General features: G+C 64.5%; 21 protein-coding genes and 1 riboswitch. Of the genes, 10 read left to right on the top strand and 11 right to left on the bottom strand.

The window, feature by feature from the left end; genetic code table 11:
* The first annotated feature begins 9 nt into the window (after window positions 1–9).
* Complete coding sequence (locus FJ490_RS28120; protein WP_140500793.1) at window positions 10–381, top strand: glyoxalase superfamily protein; 372 nt, start codon at window positions 10–12, stop codon at window positions 379–381.
* On the opposite strand, the gene FJ490_RS28115 is transcribed toward FJ490_RS28120, so the two are convergent.
* Window positions 360–1,241 (bottom strand): LysR family transcriptional regulator, encoded by an 882-nt coding sequence (locus tag FJ490_RS28115; protein WP_140525428.1) that lies wholly within the window; start codon window positions 1,239–1,241, stop codon window positions 360–362. The genes FJ490_RS28120 and FJ490_RS28115 overlap by 22 nt on opposite strands.
* A gap of 222 nt (window positions 1,242–1,463) precedes the next feature.
* Here FJ490_RS28115 and FJ490_RS28110 point away from each other — a divergent pair, with 222 nt between their 5' ends.
* Window positions 1,464–2,405, top strand: coding sequence for a DMT family transporter (locus FJ490_RS28110; RefSeq protein ID WP_181165387.1), 942 nt, complete (start codon window positions 1,464–1,466; stop codon window positions 2,403–2,405).
* On the opposite strand, the gene FJ490_RS28105 is transcribed toward FJ490_RS28110, so the two are convergent.
* From FJ490_RS28105 to FJ490_RS28095, 3 genes are all read right to left on the bottom strand, one after another.
* Complete coding sequence (locus FJ490_RS28105; protein WP_181165388.1) at window positions 2,406–2,777, bottom strand: response regulator; 372 nt, start codon at window positions 2,775–2,777, stop codon at window positions 2,406–2,408.
* 109 nt (window positions 2,778–2,886) lie between these two features.
* Window positions 2,887–3,429, bottom strand: a complete 543-nt coding sequence (hpt, locus tag FJ490_RS28100; protein ID WP_140525426.1) for a hypoxanthine phosphoribosyltransferase — start codon at window positions 3,427–3,429, stop codon at window positions 2,887–2,889.
* Window positions 3,430–3,518: 89 nt separating this feature from the next.
* The gene (locus FJ490_RS28095; RefSeq protein WP_140729326.1) at window positions 3,519–4,160 is read right to left on the bottom strand and encodes a hypothetical protein; all 642 of its coding nucleotides are present in this window, start codon (window positions 4,158–4,160) and stop codon (window positions 3,519–3,521) included.
* 301 nt (window positions 4,161–4,461) lie between these two features.
* Between FJ490_RS28095 and ftsE the strand changes: the two genes are divergently transcribed.
* From ftsE to FJ490_RS28080, 3 genes are all read left to right on the top strand, one after another.
* The gene (ftsE, locus tag FJ490_RS28090) at window positions 4,462–5,121 is read left to right on the top strand and encodes a cell division ATP-binding protein FtsE (protein WP_027023302.1); all 660 of its coding nucleotides are present in this window, start codon (window positions 4,462–4,464) and stop codon (window positions 5,119–5,121) included.
* The gene (locus FJ490_RS28085) at window positions 5,114–6,100 is read left to right on the top strand and encodes an ABC transporter permease (protein WP_140729325.1); all 987 of its coding nucleotides are present in this window, start codon (window positions 5,114–5,116) and stop codon (window positions 6,098–6,100) included. Before ftsE ends, FJ490_RS28085 begins: the two co-directional genes overlap by 8 nt.
* 99 nt (window positions 6,101–6,199) lie before the next feature.
* Window positions 6,200–6,913: a YdcF family protein gene (locus FJ490_RS28080; protein ID WP_140658263.1), complete on the top strand. Its 714-nt coding sequence runs from the start codon at window positions 6,200–6,202 to the stop codon at window positions 6,911–6,913.
* Window positions 6,914–6,922: 9 nt separating this feature from the next.
* Here the strand turns inward: FJ490_RS28080 and FJ490_RS28075 are convergent, their stop codons facing one another.
* A complete protein-coding gene (locus FJ490_RS28075; protein ID WP_140658265.1) occupies window positions 6,923–7,555 on the bottom strand; it encodes a pyridoxamine 5'-phosphate oxidase family protein in 633 nt (210 codons plus the stop codon).
* A gap of 25 nt (window positions 7,556–7,580) precedes the next feature.
* A complete protein-coding gene (locus tag FJ490_RS28070) occupies window positions 7,581–8,051 on the bottom strand; it encodes a DUF1348 family protein (RefSeq protein WP_140565877.1) in 471 nt (156 codons plus the stop codon).
* Window positions 8,052–8,164: 113 nt separating this feature from the next.
* On the opposite strand from FJ490_RS28070, the gene FJ490_RS28065 reads away from it, so the two are divergent.
* Complete coding sequence (locus FJ490_RS28065; protein WP_140729324.1) at window positions 8,165–9,067, top strand: LysR family transcriptional regulator; 903 nt, start codon at window positions 8,165–8,167, stop codon at window positions 9,065–9,067.
* Between the two features lie 122 nt (window positions 9,068–9,189).
* Window positions 9,190–9,978: a 1-acyl-sn-glycerol-3-phosphate acyltransferase gene (locus tag FJ490_RS28060; protein WP_140633304.1), complete on the top strand. Its 789-nt coding sequence runs from the start codon at window positions 9,190–9,192 to the stop codon at window positions 9,976–9,978.
* A 41-nt stretch (window positions 9,979–10,019) separates the two neighbouring features.
* Here FJ490_RS28060 and FJ490_RS28055 read toward each other — a convergent pair whose 3' ends face one another.
* From FJ490_RS28055 to FJ490_RS28045, 3 genes are all read right to left on the bottom strand, one after another.
* A complete protein-coding gene (locus tag FJ490_RS28055; protein WP_140513889.1) occupies window positions 10,020–10,646 on the bottom strand; it encodes a LysE family translocator in 627 nt (208 codons plus the stop codon).
* An 86-nt stretch (window positions 10,647–10,732) separates the two neighbouring features.
* Window positions 10,733–11,680 (bottom strand): aldo/keto reductase, encoded by a 948-nt coding sequence (locus FJ490_RS28050; protein WP_140525418.1) that lies wholly within the window; start codon window positions 11,678–11,680, stop codon window positions 10,733–10,735.
* 118 nt (window positions 11,681–11,798) lie between these two features.
* Window positions 11,799–12,320, bottom strand: a complete 522-nt coding sequence (locus FJ490_RS28045; protein WP_140500781.1) for a gamma-glutamylcyclotransferase — start codon at window positions 12,318–12,320, stop codon at window positions 11,799–11,801.
* Between the two features lie 137 nt (window positions 12,321–12,457).
* Here FJ490_RS28045 and FJ490_RS28040 point away from each other — a divergent pair, with 137 nt between their 5' ends.
* Both FJ490_RS28040 and FJ490_RS28035 read left to right on the top strand, forming a co-directional pair.
* On the top strand, window positions 12,458–13,456 hold the full coding sequence (locus tag FJ490_RS28040; RefSeq protein ID WP_140729323.1) for a DUF2125 domain-containing protein: 999 nt from the start codon (window positions 12,458–12,460) through the stop codon (window positions 13,454–13,456).
* A gap of 9 nt (window positions 13,457–13,465) precedes the next feature.
* Window positions 13,466–14,395, top strand: a complete 930-nt coding sequence (locus tag FJ490_RS28035) for a sugar kinase (RefSeq protein ID WP_140729322.1) — start codon at window positions 13,466–13,468, stop codon at window positions 14,393–14,395.
* Here FJ490_RS28035 and FJ490_RS28030 read toward each other — a convergent pair.
* Together FJ490_RS28030 and hisC are read right to left on the bottom strand one after the other, a co-directional pair.
* A complete protein-coding gene (locus FJ490_RS28030; protein ID WP_181165389.1) occupies window positions 14,392–15,327 on the bottom strand; it encodes a prephenate/arogenate dehydrogenase family protein in 936 nt (311 codons plus the stop codon). The genes FJ490_RS28035 and FJ490_RS28030 overlap by 4 nt on opposite strands.
* Before the next feature lie 6 nt (window positions 15,328–15,333).
* A complete protein-coding gene (gene hisC / locus FJ490_RS28025) occupies window positions 15,334–16,443 on the bottom strand; it encodes a histidinol-phosphate transaminase (protein ID WP_140500777.1) in 1,110 nt (369 codons plus the stop codon).
* 136 nt (window positions 16,444–16,579) lie between these two features.
* Window positions 16,580–16,657: riboswitch (SAM riboswitch) on the top strand.
* 119 nt (window positions 16,658–16,776) lie between these two features.
* Here hisC and FJ490_RS28020 point away from each other — a divergent pair.
* Complete coding sequence (locus FJ490_RS28020) at window positions 16,777–17,946, top strand: homoserine O-acetyltransferase (protein ID WP_140513895.1); 1,170 nt, start codon at window positions 16,777–16,779, stop codon at window positions 17,944–17,946.
* Window positions 17,947–17,958 lie beyond the last annotated feature (12 nt).

Below are 17,958 nucleotides of genomic sequence, written 5' to 3'. Positions count from 1 at the left end.
TGCAACATCATGCCCAAACTCGGCACAGTGACGCCCATCCTGCGCATCTTCGACATTGCCAAGGCCCACGAGTTTTACGTCGGCTTCCTCGGCTTCCAGGTGCTGTGGGAGCACCGCTTTGACGACAACGCGCCGCTTTACATGGCGGTCGGCCGTGACGGCTGCATCCTGCATCTGAGCGAACACCATGGCGACGGCGCGCCCGGCATCGCCATGCGCATCAAGGTCGAGGACATCGCCGCCCTGCATCGCGAGCTGATCGGCAAAGCATACCGTTTCGCCAGGCCGGGCCTGGAAAAGACGCCGTGGAAGACCCGCGAGGTGTCGGTTGCCGATCCGTTCGGCAACCGGCTGCATTTCTACGAGGATGCGGCCGGCTGAGTCTGCCTGTTGACGAACGCCTCGCGGATCGCCTCTTGCATGCCGTCGATCGCCTCGCCCGACGCATTCGGGTTGCGATGCATCACCACATTCGAGGAATCGATGTCGCCGAAACCGTCGGCGGACGTCAACTCGCGGCAGCCGTCCGGAATGTTGCTGCGCGAAATCGGTGCGATCGCCAGTCCCGAGGTCACGGCAAGCTTCAGGCCGCCGGTCGTGTCGCTGGTGTAGGCGACACGATAGCCAAGCCCGCGCTGCTCGAGCGATTTGATGGCGAAATCCTTGCACCAGCCGGCCCGGTTATAGAGAGCGATCGGCACCGGACGCTCCTCATGCATGTTATGCAGGATCGATGTCACCCACACCGTCGGATCATGCATCAGCACTTCGCCGCCTGAAGGATCCTGCCATTCGAACACCACGCACAGATCGAGTTCGCCGGCGGCAAGCGCCGCTATCTGCGCCCCCGAATGGGCATAGCGCACGGTGACCTCGACCTTGGTGTGCCGCTTCGAGAACGCGCCGAGCGCGCGCGACAGGATGGCATGGCCGTATTCTTCCGGAATGCCGATCCGCACCGGCCCGCCGAGCGGCGCCGCCGCCATCGACGCTGCCGTCTCGTCGAGCAGCGAGACGATGCGGCGGGCATTGACAATCAGCTCGCCGCCGCGCCGCGTCAGCGCCACGCCGCGCGACCCGCGCTCGAACAGGCTGTCGCCGATGACGCTTTCGAGCTTCTTCATCTGCATCGAAACCGCCGATTGGGTGCGGCCGGCCTGCTCGGCCGCCTTGGTGAAATTGCCTGCTTCGACAATGGCCACGAAGGTGCGCAGGAGATCGCTGTCGAGAGTGGGCCGCATCCCGTCCGCCATAAGGAATTTTGATTGCTGGTATCATTCCAATTCGTTTGCAACATGTCAAACACGGGATGATAGTTGGTTCACCCATTGGATATGTGGCTGAGGATTCGGCCACGGACCAATCAACAGTCCTCACTCATGCCCGCTGCCCGAAACGGTGGCGGGTTCTTTTTAGCTTGCTGCAAGCTTGCTTGCGTCCTGGTACGGGAGCTTGGGATCCTTATGCGCAATCGGATGGTGCTCGGCATGCTGAGCCTGTGCCTGGGCGTGTTGGTCTTCTCGTTGCAGGACCCGCTGGTCAAGGCGGTGTCGGGCGGCTACCCCGTGACCGAGGTGATGGCCATCCGCGCGGTCGTCGCCCTGCCGATCCTGATCGTGCTCGTCCATGCCGATGTCGGGCTGCGTGCGATCCTGTCGCGGCGGTTCGGCATGCTGACCATGCGCGCCTTCATTCAGTTCACCTCCTACACCATGTACTACCTCGCCATCGCCGCCTTGCCCCTGGCCGATGCCGTGGCGCTCTATTTCATGGCCCCGCTCTGCATCATGGTGCTGGCCGGGCCCTATCTTGGCGAACGGGTCTCCTGGCAGACGCTGGCGACCGTGTTGATCGGGCTGCTTGGCGTCGTCGTGATGCTGCGCCCGGGTGCGGGACTGTTCGACTGGGCGGCGCTGCTGTCGCTGGGCTCTGCGGTGCTCTACGGCTTCTCGCAACTGATGGCGCGTAAGATCGGCGACACCGAATCTTCGACTGTGATGGCTTTCTACCAGAACGGTGCCTATCTCGCCGGCGCCGCACTGGTCGCAAGCCTGTTCTGGCTTGCCGGCATCAATCATGCCGCCCATCCCAGCCTGGAATTCCTGGTGCGGCCCTGGCTGTGGCCGACGCTGCCGGATTTCCTCAAGATGGCCGCCTGCGGCTTCGTCGCCTCCGCCGGCATGATCTTGCTGTCGCAGGCCTACCGGATGGCGCCGGCAAACCGCGTCGCCACCTTCGAATACACCGGCATCCTGTGGTCGCCGCTGTGGGGTTTTCTGTTCTTCGCCGAAGTGCCGCGGTCGACGACCGTGATCGGCGCCGCCCTTATCATCGGCGCCGGCCTGCTTGCGCTCAACACCGGACGGCGCAAGCTCCCCGTACTCGTCGCTGCCGATCCCGCCTGATCAGGCGAAAATGCTCAGCGCCCGTTCGACGCGTGAACGGATTTCGGCCAGCGTGAACGGCTTCTGCACGACGTCGAGGATGATGCCGTTCAGTTCCTCGGCGCGCTCGCGCTGATCGGCATAGCCGGTCATCAGCAGGATCTTCATCGACGGGAAAAATGCCGAAGCTGCAATCGCCATCTCGATGCCGTCCATCTCGGGCATGCGGATGTCGGAGACGACGAGATCATAGGCGCCCTTCGCGGCGCGTATCAGCGCCAGTCCTTGCGCGCCGTCGGCGGCGATGTCGATTGCGTGTCCGGCGCGTTCGAGCGCCCGGGCTGCGAGGGTGCGGACGGACTCATCGTCCTCAACGATCAGAAGCTTTGCCATGGCCGGCATGTTTGGCGAGCAAACGTTGACTTTTTCTGAAGGGCCCGGCGCTCCGGCATGGGTTATTTTCTTGAAGCCGTTAAGGCCTTTTTCAGTATTTGCCGCTGCCTCACGCATCGCCTTTGACGACGCCGACGAACGGCAGTTCGCGAAAGGCGTGCGCGACATCCATGCCGTAGCCGACGACGAAATAGTCGGGGCAGTCGAATCCGATATAATCGGCATTGAGGGTGGTCTGGCGGCGCATGCGCTTGTCGAGCAGCACCGCGATGGCGCAGCTTCTGGCGCCGCGTGACAGCATCAGGTCGCGGGTGAAGCTCAGCGTCTTGCCCGACTCCAGAATGTCGTCGATCAGAAGCACGTCGCGGCCGGCGACCTCGTTGTCGATGTCGCGCAGCACCCTCACCTCGCCGCTTGTGGTGCCAGCGCCGTAGCTGGAGATGAAGATGAACTCGACCTCCGGCGACAGGCCGACATCATGCATGGCGCGGATAAGGTCTGCGGCGAAGATGAACGAGCCCTTCAGCACCGAGATCACCAGAAGATCGTGATAGTCGTGCCCGGCGATCTCCTTGGCGAGTTCGAGATTGCGCCGGGCGATGGCCGACGCCGAAAACAGGACCTCGATGTCCTTGCCGCGCACAACTGGCATTCTTCGTCCCTTCAAGATTTTCAAAGGCCTTCGCGCACAGGAAGCGCTGACATCAGCCGTTTGCGGGCCGGCCTCACCTGTCGCACATGCTATTCCGCGAAGGTGACCGACACCGTCCTTACGCCGTTTCTAGGCACGTCAAGCCGGCTGGCAAAGCCGAATCTTTCACTTGGCGCCAATGAGCGGCTGGATGTCCCCAAAGTATAGCGCGTCGTGCGCCCGTCATTGCCGGTGACGCGGATCTCGAGCGGCGGCAGCGTCGCCGGACTTGCACCGTCATTGGCGGCCTCGCCGTCGACGAACAGCACGGGGTTCGCCCCAGACGCGTCCACGCGGGACGTCACCCCTGAAATGCTCAACGCCGAGCCCGGTCCGCCCGCGGCGGGCGGCGCCTGGCGCACCAGTGCATGCCCGCCGGAGATCCAGAAGGCGGCAAAGGCGGCGCCGACACCGGCGATCCAGAAGATCGGACCGCCGCGCGGCGCCGGCGGCCGCACCGGCGGCGGCTCGGGCTTGCGTAGCATGTCCATGCCTTCGAGGGATGGCATGGACATCACGCGCCGCGGTGAAATGGCTTCGGCATGGGGCATGGCCCGCGGCACCATCACATAGTCGGCATCGACGATATCCGCCGCGCCAGCGCGCAGGATACGCTCCGGCGCGGCATTTGCCGGCGGGTCGGTCATGATTTCGCCGGAAACCGGGCGCGCGGTTCGATCCTCAGCCATCATGGCCCCAGCATTGCAGCACGTTCGCTTTTCGTTTCTTTTGCGTAAAGGCAAATGGTTAACGCTTCTCCACCGGAGCCCTTGTGACGAGCCGAAACAACCCGCTAATTAACCGCCGGTTAACCATGCCGGCCGATGGTCTTTTCCCAGAACAGGCCGGCTTGCCGCCGACGGATTCCGATTTCAGGTCAAATCGACCTGAAATCTGAATCCGCCTCCGAATTAGAGTGATAGAGCATGATGTCGCCCGAAAATCGCCTCACACTTTTCGGCATCACGCTCTAGGAATTTCAGGTCGCCGAAAGTGATTCGCTTCGAAAATGTCGGCCTCCGCTATGGCATGGGTCCGGAAATCCTCCGCGACATCTCCCTGCACATACCGGAGCGCTCGTTCCAGTTCCTGAGCGGGCCTTCGGGCGCCGGCAAGACGACGTTGCTGCGCCTTCTGTTCATGTCGCTGAAGCCGACGCGTGGGCTGATCACCATCTTCGGCAAGGACCGCTCGCGCATCTCGCGCGCCGAACTGCCGCATCTCAGGCGCCGCATCGGCGTGGTGTTCCAGGATTTCCGCCTGCTCGACCACATGACCACGTATGAGAATGTCGCGTTGCCCTTGCGCGTGCGCGGGCGCGAGGAAGCGAGCTACCGCACCGACGTCACCGAGCTGTTGAAATGGGTCGGGCTCGGCGAACGCATGCATGTGCTGCCGCCAGTCCTGTCGGGCGGCGAGAAGCAGCGAGCCGCGATCGCCCGCGCCCTGATCGAGCAGCCGGAGATCCTGCTGGCCGACGAGCCGACCGGCAATGTCGATCCGCCGCTGGCGCGACGCCTGCTCAGGCTTTTCATCGAACTCAACCGCCTGGGCACCGCCGTGGTGATCGCGACCCACGATCTCGGCCTGATGGAGCAGGTCGATGCGCGCCGCATGATCCTGGCCGGCGGGAGGCTTGATATCTATGACTGAGCTTTCCGCCGAACACCTCGACGCACAGGCCGACGAAGCGGCCGCGCCAAGGCCGCGCGTCCAGCGCAAGATGGCGCCCATCGTGCCGGCGCAGAACATCGCCGGCCGCGCCCTGGTGCTGGTCATCGCCATCATGACCTTCCTGTCCTGCCTGACCTTCGGCGCGGTTACCCTGGTGCGCGACACCGCCTCGGTCTGGGAAAACCAGATCTCGCGCGAGGCGACGATCCAGATCAAGCCGGTCGACGGCCTCGACATGGAGGCAGCTCTTGCCCAGGCCTCGCAGATCGCCGGCGAATTCCCCGGCGTGAAGGCGACCAGGATCATCGACCGCGAGGCCACCGCCAGATTGCTGGAGCCCTGGCTGGGTTCGGGCCTCAACATCGACGAGCTGCCGGTCCCGCGGCTGATCATCGTCACCATCGACGAGAACAACCCGCCCGATTTCACCGCCATGCGCGCCGCGATCACGCCGAAGCTGCCAAGCGCATCGCTTGACGATCACCGCACCTGGGTCGACCGGCTGGTGGCCATGGCCCGCACCACGGTGACCATCGGTATCGCGGTGCTGGCGCTGATGCTCTCGGCGACGGTGCTGACCGTGGTGTTCGCCACGCGCGGCGCCATGGCCGGCAACGGCCACATCATCGAGGTGCTGCATTTCGTCGGCGCCGAAGCGCGTTTCATCGCCCGCGAGTTCCGCCGCCATTTCCTGATCACCGGCATGAAGGGCGCGGCCGCCGGCGGAGCCGCCGCGGTCGCCGTCTTCATCGTCTTTTCCTGGTGGTCCTCGCGCAACATGGCGACCCCGCAGGCCGACCAGGCGACTGCGCTATTCGGCAACTTCGCCATCGGCTCGGCCGGCTATCTCGGTGTCGTGCTGATGGTGCTGGTCATCGGCGCGCTGACGGCTGCAACCTCGCACGCCACCGTCGTCGCCTATCTCAGCGACATCGACGTGCGCCAGCCTGAAGCATGACGACGTCGAATGACCAGGATCGATCACGCATGAAGAACCGCCGTAACGCAAATTGCGATTTTTACCTACCAAAGGCCGCATTTCGGGATTAACCATGCCATGATGGAGGTGCGGGACTCGACCAGTACCGTTGGACCGATGCCGGCGTTGGCGGCGCTTCCGCATGGACGCGGCCGGGTTTCGGCCGTGCTGCGCGTTTCTTCTTTCGCCTTGCTTGCTCTGCTCGCCCTGTTTGCCGGCGGCTTCGGCTGGTTCGCCAACACTGTCAGTCATCTGACCACCCCTGCCAACCCTGCCAGGGCCGACGCAATCATCGTGTTGACGGGCGGCCAATCGCGCCTCGATGCGGCGATGGAGCTGCTGGCGTCCGGCAAGGGCGCGCGGCTTTTGATCAGCGGTGTGCATCCCTCCGCCAGCCGACGCCAGCTTCAGGCCGCGACTGGCGGCGACATCAGGCTGTTTTCCTGCTGCGTCGACATCGACCGCGCCGCGCTCGACACGATCGGCAATGCCGAGGAAAGCGCCAAATGGGTCGAGAGCCATGCCTATGGCACGGTGATCCTCGTCACCAACAATTACCACATGCCGCGCAGCCTGCTGGAAATGGGCCGGCTGCTGCACAAGGCCAAGCTCGAACCCTATCCGGTGGTCAACAGCAATCTCGACAATGGCGGCTGGCTGACCAAGCCGCGGGCGCTGCGCGTGCTGTTCACCGAATACAATAAATATCTGCTGGCATTGGCGCGCGGCATCGTTCCGGTGAAGCCGACGCCGGACGGCATCGCGTTGGCCGAGATCGCCGCCGGCAGCTGAACCTGCTCGTCATTTGGTGACGACGGATCCCGGCGCCTGCCGCAGGCGAGCGACTTCCTGTTCGAGCCGTTCGATCCGCCTGTCCCGTTCGGCCAGCGCCGCCGCCACATCGGCGGCCTCGAAACGCTGCGGAATGTGCTGCGGACAATTGGCATCCCAGGTGGCCACGGTGAACAGGATGACCTGTTCGGGCCGTGCCGCATAATCCCGCGGCATCAGCCTCGCCATCAGCTCGGCGTCGCCTTCCACCACACGCGCCGTGCCCCAGATCTTGACACGCCGGCGATGGGCATAGTCGATGAGGAACAGGAAGGCCTGCGGATTGTCGGCGAGATTGCCCTGGGTGATGAACTGTCTGTTGCCGGCGAAATCGGCGAAGCCGATCGTCTTTTCATCGAGCACCTTGAGGAAGCCGGCCGGCCCGCCGCGATGCTGGATATAGGGCTGGCCAACACCGTTGGCCGTCGACAGGAAGACGCTGGTCTGCATCTCGATGAAGGCCGCAAGGTCCGATGTAATCACCGACTGCCAGCCACCGCGCTCCTCGACCCGGGAATAGGCCTGGCGAGAGCCCTTGCGGGCCTGGATCGCCTTGACGGTCGGCGTGAAAGCGACGTCGCTGGTAAAAGCATGCGCGTCCATCGATGGCCTTTCTTGCCCGGAGAGGTTAAAGCCCGAGTTCAGACAGCGACGGATGGTCGTCCGGCCGTCGGCCGAGCGGCCAGTGATATTTACGGTCGGCAGCGCCGATCGGCAGGTCGTTGATGCTGGCGATGCGCAGCCGCATCAGCCCATATTCGTCGAATTCCCAGTTCTCATTGCCATAGCTGCGGAACCACGAGCCGCTGTCGTCATGCCACTCATAGGCGAAACGCACCGCGATACGGTTGCCATGGAAAGCCCAGACCTCCTTGATCAGCCGGTAGTCGAGTTCCCGGCTCCATTTGCGCGTCAGGAAAGCCTGGATGGCATCGCGGCCTTGCAGGAACTCGGCGCGATTGCGCCAGCGGCTGTCTACCGTATAGGCAAGCGCGACACGGGCTGGATCGCGCGAGTTCCAGGCATCCTCGGCCATGCGCGCCTTCTGCGCGGCGGTTTCCGCGGTGAATGGCGGCAGCGGCGGACGCTCTTGCGACATGACAATTCCTTTCTTGACCCGGGTCGTCTGCGTCACGGCCAATATGGAGGCTTCCATCAGACAGATGTAGATGCCATATTTGTAATCTATCCTTCCAATTTCCGGAAGAATCGATGGACCGGCTCGAAGCCATGTCGCTCTTTGTCGCCGCGGCGGAGGCCGGCAGCCTGTCTGCAGCCGCGCGCCGTTTTCGCATTCCGCTGGCGACGGTCAGCCGCAAGGTTTCCGACCTGGAACGACATCTCAAGACCCGCCTTCTGAACCGCTCGACACGCCGGCTGACGCTGACCGATGCGGGCCAGGCGTATCTTGCCGCCTGCCGCCGCATCCTGGGCGAGGTCGGCGAGGCCGAGCGCATGGCGGCCGGCGAATACAGCGCGCCGACGGGCGAACTGGCCATCACCGAGCCGGTCGTCTTCGGCCGCCTGCATGTGCTGCCGGTCGTGACCGGCTTCCTCGCCGCCTATCCCGACGTAGACATCCGCCTGACGCTGGCCGACCGCATAACCCAGTTGGTCGAGGACCATTTCGACCTCGCCATCCGCATCGGCCGGCTTCCCGACTCCAGTTTTGTCGCCATGCGGATCGGTACGATCCGCCGTGTCGTTTGCGCGAGCCCCGGCTATATGGCCGAACGCGGCGCCCCGACGGCGCTTGCGGACCTCGAGTCCCACAGCTGCATTACCTTCGAAGGGCCGGGCGCGCTCTCGACATGGAGCTTCACCGTCGGGAAGGCCGAGATGCCGATTCGGGTCCGCTCGCGGCTTCAGGTCAACACCGCCGAAGCTGCGATCGATGCCGCGCTCGCCGGCGTCGGGCTGACGAGGGTGCTGTCCTACCAGGTCGACGCGGCGGTGCGGTCAGGCGCGCTGCGCGTGCTGCTGCGGGAGTTCGAACCGGAACCCTGGCCGGTAAGCCTGGTGCACGCAGGCCACGGCTTGCTGCCGGTCAAGCTGCGCGCATTTCTTGACTTCGCCGCCCCGCGCCTGAAAGAAAGGCTGGCGCGGCTGATGTAGCGCGGCTGGGCCGTGGGCGAAGCCGAAATGTCTTTCGGCGCCGTTCGGGGGCATCTTCGGCCATTTCCTTTTTGCGCCCGCTTGGTGTAACCAACGCACACCTCCTTACCGGGCCTCCCCCAATGCTCCAAGTCCGATCGCTGGCGTTCAACTTCGTCTTCTACGTCAATCTGATCGTCCAGATGATCCTCTGGACTCCCTATTATTTCCTGTCGCCGCGCCATCGCGCCTGGTTCGTGCCGAAGTTCTGGTCGCGCACCTCGATGTGGCTCTACGACAAGATCGCCGGGACCAAGAGCGACATCACCGGGGTGGAAAATCTGCCCGAAGGTTCCTTCATCCTGGCGCCCAAGCACCAGTCCTTCTGGGACGCGATCGCCTTCTTCCCCTATCTCCAGGATCCACTCTACATCCTGAAGCGCGAGCTGACCTGGATTCCGTTCTTCGGCTGGTACATCCTGAAAATGCGCATGATCCCGGTCGACCGCGGCAGCCGCTCCAAGGCGCTGAAGGCGGTGGTTGCGGCGACCAAGGAAGAAATCGCGCGCAACCCGCGGCAGCTCATCATCTATCCCGAAGGCACCCGCCGCGCGCCCGGCGACGAACCCGCCTACAAATACGGCATCGTCGAAATCTATGCGCAGCTCGGCATTCCCGTGGTGCCGGTCGCCCATGTTGCCGGCCTCTATTGGCCGCGCCGCAAGTTCCTGCGCTATCCCGGCACCATCAAGGCGCGCTTCCTGCCGCCGATCCCGCCGGGCCTGGACAAGGAGGAATTCATGCGGCGGCTGATCGGCGAAACCGAAACCGCCTGCGACCAGTTCCTCATCGACGCGTCCCGTGCACCCAATCCGCCCGCCTTGCCGCCGACGGCGGTGAAGCGGCTGCGGGAACTCGGCGCCAAAGCCTGAAGGGCGGCCTTCGGCGCGACCGATGGCGGCCCGCGCAACGTTCAAGCGAACACAGCCAGTGCGGTCGTCAGCACCAGCGTCGCGGCAAAGACCAGATTGATGATGCGCGAAGCCACCGGCCTGCGAAGAAAGCGTGCGAAAGCAGCGCCCGCAAGCAGCCACACGGCATGGATGGCGACGATCATGAATGCGAGAGCGGTCAGCTTCGGCCCGGTGCCGATGGCGCCGGCGCCCGAATCCGCGGACGCGCCGGCGAACACCGCGGCGATGGCCACATAAGCCTTCGGGTTGGCCACCGCCAGCAGGAACCCGCCGGTGAATGTCGGTCGCGCGGCCTCGCCGGCATCCGCCGCCAGGGGCGGCGCGCTGGCAATCTTGAACGCGAGATAGAGGATATAGGCAGCCGACGCCGCGACAAGCAGCGGCGCGAGCCGCGGCATCGTGGCAAGCATGGCGCTCACCCCGCTTGCCACGACCAGAAGCACGGTGATCGTGCCCAGGATGACCCCCAAGGCGTAGCTCAGGGAACGGCGCAGGCCGAACGCCGCGCCGACGGCGGTGACGCTTATCGTCGCCGGTCCCGGGCTGCCCATGACGGCCGTAGCGGCAAGCATCAGCGCAACGAGCTGACGCCACATATCCGGCTGCGAAAAAAGCGGGCCTGCCATCCGCGCCTCCTGTCTTGCCAAGCGTCAATGACGGTATGGCAAGGTCGGGGCGACCGTCTTGGACGATCGTGCGCGCTGCTGACGGCTCAGCCGCTCGCCTTGTCGAGCTCGGCCATGTCGTCGGCGCTCAGCTCCAGCGACACCGCCTTGATCAGGCTGTCCATCTGTTCAGGCTTGGTGGCGCTGGCGATAGGCGCGGTGACGCCCGGCCGGGCAATGACCCAGGCAAGCGCCACTTCCGCCTGTTTGGCCGAATGCCTGGCGGACACCGCGTCGAGTGCCGCGAGGATGCGCATACCGCGCGCATTGAGGTAATCCTTCACCCCGCCGCCGCGCGGGCTTTGACCGAGATCGGCCTCGCTGCGGTATTTGCCACTCAAGAAACCCTTGGCCAGGCTGAAATAGGTGATCACGCCGATGTCCTCCGCCATGCAGAGATCGCGCAGCGGGCCATCGAACGACGAGCGGTCGTAGAGATTGTATTCCGGCTGCAGCACTTCATAGCGCGGCAGGCTGCGCAGGCTTGCCACGTCGAGCGCGGCGCGCAACTGGCCGGCGTCGAGATTCGAGCAGCCGGCATACCGGATCTTGCCCTTGGCGAGGAGCTTTTCATAGGCGCCGAGGGTTTCCTCATAGGGCGTGGTTGGATCCGGCCAGTGCGACAGATAAAGATCGATGAACTCGGTCTGAAGCCGCTTCAGCGAAGCATCGACGGCCTTTTCGATGTAAGCGGCGGACAGGTCCTTGTGGCCCTGTCCCATGTCCGAGCCGACTTTGGTGACCACCACGACCTTATCGCGGTTGCCGCGGTCCTTCATCCATTTGCCGATGATGGTTTCCGATTCGCCGCCCTCGTGGCCGGGCACCCAGCGCGAATAGGCGTCCGCTGTGTCGACCGCGTTCAGGCCGGCGCCGACGAAGCGGTCGAGCAGGTCGAACGACGTCTTCTCGTCGGCGGTCCAGCCGAAGACATTGCCGCCCAGAACCAGCGGCGCGATGGAAAGGTCGGTGCGACCGAGACGGCGTTTCTGCAAGGCTGATCTCCGTGTTGGTGGGATTGGGCGGCTATCGCCCGTTGAGAGTCGGAGCCTAACCTAGGTCTCGCCGCATCGAGGTCAAAGACCTCGCCGGATTTTTCCGCAAGCCAGCGCTTCACAAAGGCGCGATCCGCCTGGCCACGTCTTCCAACCAGTGATCGCGGATGCCGAGCGCCCGGAGATGGTCCAGCGTGCTCGACACATAGTCCTCATTGTTGCCGGATTGGCCGACAGCGCCGCGCACCACATCAGCGGCGTGGGCCGCATCGAGCGCACCGGCATACTGCTCATGATTGCGGTCGACGATATAGGCCACGGCCTCGACCGTGCCGCCGCCGTCAAGGCGGACATTGAGCATGCGCTCGAGATAGACATTGGTGACCAGCTCGCGCTCACGCAGATAGGCGATGACCTCGTCCCGCAACTCGCCCGGCACCCGGAAAGCCAGCCCGACGCAGGAACCCCCGCGGTCAAGGCCGAGCACCAGCCCCGGACGTTCCCGCGTGCCGCGATGCACGAAGGAATAGACGCACAGCGCGCGACGATAGCCATGCAGGCGCGCCCGCCTTGTCTCGACATGCGCGAACCCCGGCCGCCATATCAACGAACCATAGCCAAACACCCAAAAATCGCCCATATCGCCGTGCCTGATTGCGTAAGAATGGCAACACCACACCGGAATCGGTGTTTTTTCCGTCCATCTCTGTCTACCTATTGTCGTTGCCAGAATCGACAGCCCGCCCACAGCCCCCATGCGTGAACGAGAACCGCAGCATGACGTCCACTGACGAACGCCAGCCGAAGCATCGCCGCCGCCTGTTCTGGCTTGCAGCGTTTGTCATCGCGCTGTTCGCCATCTACAGCGGCGGCTGGTTCTATCTCGCCGACAGGGTCCGGAGCGAAGCCGACAAGGCGATCGCCACGCTCAACAAGAGTGGCATCGAGGCCGGCTGCGCCAATCTCCAGGTCAGCGGTTATCCCCTGAGCTTCGCCGTCTCCTGCGACAATCTTGCTTATGAGGACGACGCCAAGAACCTTGCCGCCTCTGCCGGCTCCTTCAACGCCGTCGCCCAGATCATCCAGCCGCTGTCGCCGGTCGCGGACCTGCGCGGTCCGCTCAGGACCTCGGTTCCGGGCATGGTGCCGCTGTGGATCGACTGGGATGATCTTAAGGCCAACGTCAAGCTCTCATGGCCGCTGCCGCGACGCATTTCGCTCACGGCCGAGGGCCTGTCCGGCCAGACCGATCCGGCCGACGACACCGATCCGGTGCAACTGTTCAGCGCCGGCAAGGCGGCGGGCCAGCTGCAGCCGAACGGCAGGGATATCGACTATATCGGCAGCTTCGGCGATCTGGAGATCGACCCCGATGCGATCGGGGGCCGCGTCCTGCCGCCGCTCGACGCCAGTGGCGAGGCGACGCTGAAGAACGGCCTGGCCCTGATCGGCACGCAACTGAAAAGCCTGCGCGGCCAGGCCGTCGAGATCCGCAGGCTCGATTTGTCGTCGGGCACGGCGCACGTCACCGTTTCCGGGCCGCTGTCGGCCGACGCCGAGGGCCTGGTCGATGCCGATCTGATGATCAGACTGAAAGACCCGAAAGCCGTGGCCGCCATTCTCGGGGCCGCCATACCCGAACAGAAGAACCAGATCGAACAAGGCTTTGCCGCCCTGGCGCTGCTCGGCAACGAACCGTCGATGCCGCTCAAGGTGGTCAAGGGCAAGGCCTCGCTCGGCTTTATCCCGCTGGGCAAGATCAAGCCGGTCGACTAAGCATCCCCAATGGACAGACCGGCAAAACTCCTGAGCGTCGGCGCGCTGACGCTCGACACCATTCTTCGCGTCGAAGCGCTTCCCATCCATCAGGGCAAGTTCATGGCCGCCGATGGCGTCCAGATCGCTTCCGGCATGGCCACGAGTGCCGCCTGCGCCGCACGCCGGCTGGGCGCCGAAGTGTGGCTTTGGGCGAGCGCCGGCGATGATCGGGTCGGCGACCAGTTGATATCAGGCATCGAGGCGGAGGGCGTCGATTGCAGCCTCATCCGTCGCGTTGCCGGAGCGCGCTCGGCGCTGGCCGCGATCCTCGTCGACGGCCATGGCGAGCGCATCATCGTGCCTTTCTACGATCAGCGCGCTCAGGCCGATCCCGACGGCTTGCCGGTCGCCGATCTCACGGCTTTCGATGCCGTGCTGGCCGATGTGCGCTGGCCGGGTGCGGCAGCGCTGGCGCTCAGCGCCGCGCGCGCTGCCGGCCGCCCCGGGATCCTCGATGCCGACACCGCGCCATTGGCAGTGCTGGAGCGGCTGTTGCCGCTCGCCTCGCACATCGTCGCCTCCGAACCGGCGGCGCGCATCGTCTGCGGCCAGGCGGTGGACCCGCAGACCGCATGCGCCGACCTTGCCTCGTGCACCGACGCTTTCGTCGCGGTAACCGCCGGCGGGGCTGGAACCTGGTGGCATGACAGGCAGGCCGGTTGCGTACGCCACGTCGCTGCGCCAAAGGTCAAGGTGGTGGATACGCTGGCAGCCGGCGACGTCTTTCATGGCGCATTCGCAGCCGGATTGGCGCAAGCCATGCCGATCGAGCAGGCGCTACGCTTTGCCAGCGCGGCCGCAGCGCTCAAATGCCAGCGCTTCGGCGGCAGGCTGGGCGCGCCCGATCGTGCCGAGACACTGGCGATGATGGCGGCGACCTGGCCTGAAGGAGCCTAGTTCTTCGCCGGATGCTCGACCGCCTGGCGACCGAAATCCGGCACGTCGATGTCCTGGCCGGCCTCGATGATCGAGCGTCGCACGGCGCGGGTGCGGGTGAACAGGTCGAACAGCTTGTCGCCGTCGCCCCAGCGGATCGCCCGCTGCAGGAAAGCCAGATCCTCCGAGAACCGCGCCAGCATTTCCAAGATCGCATCCTTGTTGTGCAGGCACACGTCCCGCCACATGGTCGGATCGGAGGCGGCGAGACGCGTGAAGTCGCGGAAACCGGAAGCGGAATATTTGATGACTTCCGTCTTGGTCACCGATTCCAGATCATCGGCGGTGCCGACGATGTTGTAGGCGATGATGTGCGGCAAATGCGAGACGATGGCCAGCGTCATGTCGTGATGCTGCGGATCCATCGTGTCGATGTTGGCGCCACAACGGCGCCAGAATTCAGACAGCCTTTCCAGCGCGTCCGCATCCGTGCCCGGCAGCGGGGTGAAGATGCACCAGCGGTTGTCGAACAGGTCGGCGAAACCGGCGTCGGGACCGGATTTCTCCGTGCCGGCCAGCGGATGGCCGGGAATGAAATGCACCCCACCGGGTATATGCGGCTGCATCTGTGCGATCACGGAAGCCTTGGTCGAGCCGACATCGGTGACGATGGCGCCCCTCTTCAGCGCCGGCGCGATCTCTTGCGCCACCGCGCCGGACGAGCCGACCGGCACCGAGACGATGACCAGGTCGGCATCGCGGACCGCTTCCTTGGCATCTATGGCGTAGGAGGAGCCCAGCCCAAGCTCTTGCGCCCGCGCCAGCGTTGCGGCGCTGCGCGTCGAGATGGCGACATGGCCGGCCAGGCCCTCGCGGCGGATGACGCGGGCCAGCGACGAGCCGATCAGGCCGATGCCGACCAGCGCGATCTTTTCGAACATCGGTGATGCCATGGCGTTCTAGCTTTTCAGGAATGTCGTGAGTGCCGCGACAACGCCGCGATTGGCCTCTTCGGTGCCGACCGTCATACGCAGTGCGTTGGGAAAGCCATAGCCCGAAACACGCCGCAGTATGTAGCCGCGCTGGGTGAGATAATCGTCCGCCGCCGCGGCCGAATGCTTGCCGTCGTCGGGAAAATGAATGAGGAGGAAATTGCCGACGCTCGGCGTCACCCGCAACCCGAGCCCGGTCATCTGTTCGCTCAGCCAGGCCAGCCAGGTCTCGTTATGCGCGACGCTGCGCTCGATATGGGCGCGGTCGCGGACGGCGGCGATGCCGGCCTCGATCGCCGTCGCATTGACGTTGAAGGGACCGCGTATGCGGTTGATCGCGTCGACGATGTGCATCGGCCCATACATCCATCCGATCCGCGCCCCGCCAAGTCCGATCTTGGAGAAGGTGCGGGTCATGACCACGTTCTGAGAGCTGCCCGCGAGCTCGATGCCGGCCTCATAGTCGTTGCGCCTGACATATTCGGCATAGGCGGCATCGAGCACCAGAAGCACGTTCTTCGGCAGGCCGGCATGCAGGCGGCGCACCTCCTGGAACGGCACGTAAGTGCCGGTTGGATTGTTGGGATTGGCGAGGAACACGATCTTCGTACGTGGCGTGACGGCCGCCAGGATCGCATCGATGTCGGCGCGCTCCTCGGTCTCCTTGACCGCGACAGGCGTCGCACCCGCCGACTGGATGTAGATCTTGTAGACCATGAAGGCGTGTTCGGTGAATATGGCCTCGTCGCCGGGCGCCAGATAAGTCTGCGCCAGCAGGCCGAGGATCTCGTCGGAGCCGTTGGAACAGATGATGTTCTGTGCGTTCAGACCATGCACCTCGGCGATTGCTTCGCGCAGGCGCCGGGCGGTGCCGTCGGGATAGACGTCGAGCTTGGCGGCGACCTCGCGCGCGGCCTCGATTGCCTTCGGCGAGGGGCCGAGCGGGTTCTCGTTCGACGACAGCTTGTGGACCTTGTCCACCCCGGCGGGGGCCGAGCTCTTGCCCGGCACATAGGCCTGGATGTCCATGATGCCCGCGCGCGGGGTTGGACGTGTCTTGTCCGAGGTCTGGCTCATATCGCAAAATCCGTCGAGAACGCCTCCATCCTGGAAGCCGCTGCGGAAATACAAGCCATGGCCGGCAATGTCGAGAGGTGGCAGTGGTGCCAGCAGTTGGCATTGACGGCGGGGCAGGTGAGTTCTAGAAGGGCATCGACAGTTCCGTGGTGATTTGGCCGGTCGGCTTGCAGCCACGTTAAACAATTCGCTAAAGGGCCGTTTGCGCGACGTAACCGGCTTTGCGAAGGCAATGCCGGTTTTTTGTTGTCCGCGGCCGGCCGGACGAACGCATCGGCGGCGCGGAGATCGGCAGCGATTTCCGCAAAGGCAAGGTGCAGCAAGAGAGACGAGATGGCCGCTCAGCGCGCTGGCAGAACCAACAACGAGGCAGACCAACCGTCGAGCCCGGTCGTGCGCTTCGGCGCCGACAAGCCGCTCAAGCTCGACGCCGGCACGCTGCTGTCGCCGTTCCAGATCGCCTACCAGACCTACGGCACGCTGAACGACGCCCGTTCAAACGCCATTCTCGTCTGCCACGCATTGACCGGCGACCAGCATGTGGCCAGCACCAATCCGGTGACCGGCAAGCCGGGTTGGTGGGAAGTGCTGATCGGACCCGGCAAGATCATCGACACCAACCGCTTCTTCGTCATCTGCTCAAACGTCATCGGCGGCTGCCTCGGTTCCACCGGCCCGGCCTCCACCAATCCCGCCACCGGCAAGCCCTATGGGCTCGACCTTCCGGTCATCACCATCCGCGACATGGTGCGTGCCCAGCAGATGCTGATCGACCATTTCGGCATCGAAAAACTGTTTTGCGTGCTCGGCGGGTCGATGGGCGGCATGCAGGTGCTGCAATGGGCGTCGAGCTATCCGGAGCGTGTTTTCTCGGCGCTGCCGATCGCCACCGGCGCGCGTCATTCCTCGCAGAACATCGCTTTCCACGAGGTCGGCCGGCAGGCCGTGATGGCGGATCCAGAATGGCATGGCGGCAAGTATTTCGACCACGGCAAACGCCCGGAAAAGGGGCTCGCCGTGGCGCGCATGGCCGCCCACATCACCTACCTGTCGGAAGCAGCCTTGCACCGGAAGTTCGGCCGCAACCTGCAGGACCGCGAAGCGCTGACCTTCGGCTTCGACGCCGATTTCCAGATCGAGAGCTATCTGCGTCACCAGGGCATGACTTTCGTCGACCGCTTCGACGCCAATTCCTATCTCTATATGACGCGGTCCATGGACTATTTCGACCTCGCCGCCGACCACGGCGGCAGGCTGGCCGATGCTTTTGCCGGCACCAAGACCCGCTTCTGCCTGGTGTCGTTCACCTCGGATTGGCTGTTCCCGACCGAGGAGAGCCGCTCGATCGTCCATGCGCTGAATGCCGCCGGCGCGTCGGTGTCCTTCGTCGAGATCGAGACCGATCGCGGGCACGACGCCTTCCTGCTCGACGAGCCGGAACTGTTCGCCGCCATCAATGGCTTCATCGGCTCGGCCGCGCGAGCGAGAGGGCTCGGCGCATGACCCCGCAAAATT

The organism is Mesorhizobium sp. B2-5-11, assembly GCF_006440835.1.
In the GTDB taxonomy this organism is placed as follows: domain Bacteria; phylum Pseudomonadota; class Alphaproteobacteria; order Rhizobiales; family Rhizobiaceae; genus Mesorhizobium.
The sequence above is the reverse complement of the archived record's forward strand: the minus strand, read 5'-3'. Positions and strand labels throughout refer to the sequence as shown.